Annotated in this window: 2 protein-coding genes and 1 pseudogene; 1 reads left to right on the top strand and 2 read right to left on the bottom strand. The window is 37.4% G+C overall.

What is annotated here, in order from left to right:
* A pseudogene (locus tag ACOVO2_RS11860) lies at window positions 1-188 on the bottom strand (methionine aminotransferase); the annotation flags it as partial.
* Window positions 189-1,250: a helix-turn-helix domain-containing protein gene (locus tag ACOVO2_RS11855; RefSeq protein ID WP_421770178.1), complete on the bottom strand. Its 1,062-nt coding sequence runs from the start codon at window positions 1,248-1,250 to the stop codon at window positions 189-191.
* 228 nt (window positions 1,251-1,478) lie between these two features.
* On the opposite strand from ACOVO2_RS11855, the gene ACOVO2_RS11850 reads away from it, so the two are divergent.
* On the top strand, window positions 1,479-2,570 hold the full coding sequence (locus ACOVO2_RS11850; RefSeq protein WP_421770177.1) for an MBL fold metallo-hydrolase: 1,092 nt from the start codon (window positions 1,479-1,481) through the stop codon (window positions 2,568-2,570).
* Window positions 2,571-2,875 lie beyond the last annotated feature (305 nt).

Genomic DNA, 2,875 nt, shown 5'->3' with positions numbered 1-2,875 from the left:
CCCGCCATTGGAGCGTATTGGTTCATTCCATTTTTCATGTGATGATTGACCAATTCGATAAGTTTTGGCGAACAATTATAGTTCGGAAAACCTTGTGATAAATTGAAAGCACCAGTTTCTGCCGCCAGTTGCGACATAACTGTGAAAATAGTTGTACCTACGTTGGGTTGTTTGGAGGTAATCTGCATTTATTTCTTTATTCGTTCTAATTCAAATTTCATTTCATCAACCAAATTCCCCAGTTTGCTGTATGGTGTGCTTGGTTCGGGTAAAGTATGGCTTACAAAAGCTTTAATTTCCCAGGTTTCAATCACGTCGGTAAACGGAATTTCTGAACTTGGAAAACGATTATTGTCAGTGCTGAGTAGGAGAGTGCCTTTGATTTTCACTTGGTTGTAAACTCTTCGGTAGATGATACCTTGCGATTTTGTGACTAAAATATAGTTTTTCCCATCGGCAATTTCGTGCCAATTTTTTAGTAACGAACCTATCAATAAAGCTCCTTCAAATGCAAAGTCTTCCCCTGCTTCAAATGCTCGATACTCTCCATGCGTGAGTGTTGGTATATTGAAGGTTGAGAGTGTCTTTAGAAAATGAAAATCATTGTTTTTTACTAAATATTCATTAAACTGAAAGCGTCTAACCAATTGAATATTTTGATTAAGCGATTGACTCTGAGTTGATTGAAGATTCGCTGGAGGAACGTTAGGTTGGGGGGCAACATAAGGCTCTCGCTCGAAGCTTGGCTTTAGATTAACGCTCTGTGCTACTCTTTCAGCGGTTTTTGGTTCCTGATTTATGGGCGGTTCATCACCCAAAAACTTCTTCATCAAATCGCCAATTGATGGAGCAGAGTAATTATCAAAAGCTGTTTTTGATGGAGTTGGGGTAAAATTTGTTTCCTCAAAAACATTATTTGGCAAATTATTAATCGGAATATCAAAAGGGTCAATTTCGGCCGAAGTAGCTTTTGGTTCTTCTCGATCACTGCCATAAAATGGTTTGGCGTCAAACCCAAAAGTTAGGTCGGGAGTTTCTCGTAGTTTACGAATATCTTTTTTTACAAAATCATCAACCGTAATGCCAAAAGTATTGGCTATAATCTTGAGCGTATCGACGGGCGGAATAGCTCTTGATTCTTCGTAAGCACCTACATTGGCTCTTTTGGTGCCAATTCGGCGAGCAAATTGTTCTTGGGTCAAACCATTGATTCGACGCAAGTATTTGAGGTTGTTACTGATGAGTGACATTGGATTTACGTTTTTAAGAATTTAACACATTGAGGTCAGATTCTTGCTTATTATTTCTTAGGAAAATTTGCACACCCGAATATCTAAAATTTTTAGCAATTTGCCAAATACGTAGAAAAAAAAGCATTTTTAAGCAGGAGAATTATAGTTTTTTTGCTATCGGAACTATTTTTATGAAGAATATAGTTTAGTACTAACAAGCAAAGAAATATGAAAATTCTAAAGAAAATGATAAGTTGGATACTCGTAATTAGTGTAGTTTTGGTAATAATCGTTTGGGGATTTATGCAGCAAGCTGTGTTTGGGAAAGACCCCGAGAGTGTTCGATTGGAACGAATAAAGAAATCTGCTAATTATAAAGAAGGCGTATTCCAAAATCTATCTCCAACTTCGGTTATGTCAGAAAGTGGAAGTTACTGGCAAATGATTAAGGAGTATTTTAATAAACCAGCAGATGTAATTCCTCAAAAAGAAATACCTTCAATCCAGACTAATTTGAAGGCTCTTGTAGCCCCAAAACCTACGATTGTGTGGTTCGGACATTCATCGTATTTAATAAAATCTAAAGAAACAACGATTTTAATAGACCCTGTTTTCAGCGGTTCGGCTTCGCCAATCAGTGCTTTTGTAAAAGCGTTTAATGGTGCAAATGCTTACCAAACCGAAGACATGCCCGAAATAGATATGTTATTTTTATCGCATGATCACTACGACCACCTTGATTATCAGACAATTATAAAAATTGCACCAAAAGTAAAGAAATTCTTTGTTTCGTTGGGTGTCGGGGCTCATTTAGAGCTTTGGGGTATCGAATCAGAAAAGATTGAAGAGTTTGCCTGGTGGGAGGAAAAAAAGATTTCGGCTGATATTGAAGTAATTACGACTCCTGCTCGCCATTTTTCGGGACGTGGTTTTGCACGTGGCAAATCATTGTGGTCGTCGTTTGTTTTGAAAATACACGGCTATAAACTCTTTTTGGGTGGCGATTCGGGCTATGATACACATTTCAAAACGATTGGCGAAAAATATGGCCCATTTGATATTGCAATGCTCGAAAACGGTCAGTATAATTTGCTTTGGCATCAAATTCATACTTTACCCGAAGAAACCTATTTGGCGGCTAAAGACCTAAAAACTAAGGTTTTGATGCCTGTGCATTGGGCTAAATTTCCGTTGGCCAATCATTCATGGAATGAACCAATTAAGCGTTTGAAAGCTGCTGCTGCCAAAGATGCCGACCTTCAACTAACCACGCCAATGATTGGTGAACCGGTAGTGCTCGATAGTTTATATCCTGCTAAAGTTTGGTGGGAGTTTTAAGGTAATAAAAAAGAGTCTGTCTCAAAAGTTTTCTTCACAAAAGAATATTTGGATAGCATTTGACCGACGCTCGGTGATTTGCAGAATATTATTTGGTTGATTTTACTTTTAAGACAGCCTCTTCATAATATTTAACTAAATTAATATTCGTCGTCGAAATAGCTTGATGTTCTATATTCGTCTTCGTCTTCAAATTTGCTTGCTTTTGGAGCAGATTTCTTTAGAATACCAATTTGTCCGTTGTGGTATAAATCATGATGAATGATTCCATGTAATAAAGTGTAAAAATCATATTCAGCTCCCGG

The sequence above is a fragment of the Emticicia sp. genome, from assembly GCF_049241225.1.
Classification (GTDB): Bacteria; Bacteroidota; Bacteroidia; order Cytophagales; family Spirosomataceae; genus Emticicia.
Note: the sequence above shows the minus strand (reverse complement) of the source record. Positions and strands in the feature narration are given on the sequence as shown.

Excerpts from the sequence above, each read along its gene's own strand:
- ACOVO2_RS11850 (WP_421770177.1), top strand. The coding sequence starts at position 1,479 with ATGATAAGTTGGATACTCGTAATTAGTGTAGTTTTGGTAATAATCGTT.
- ACOVO2_RS11855 (WP_421770178.1), bottom strand. The coding sequence starts at position 1,250 with ATGTCACTCATCAGTAACAACCTCAAATACTTGCGTCGAATCAATGGT.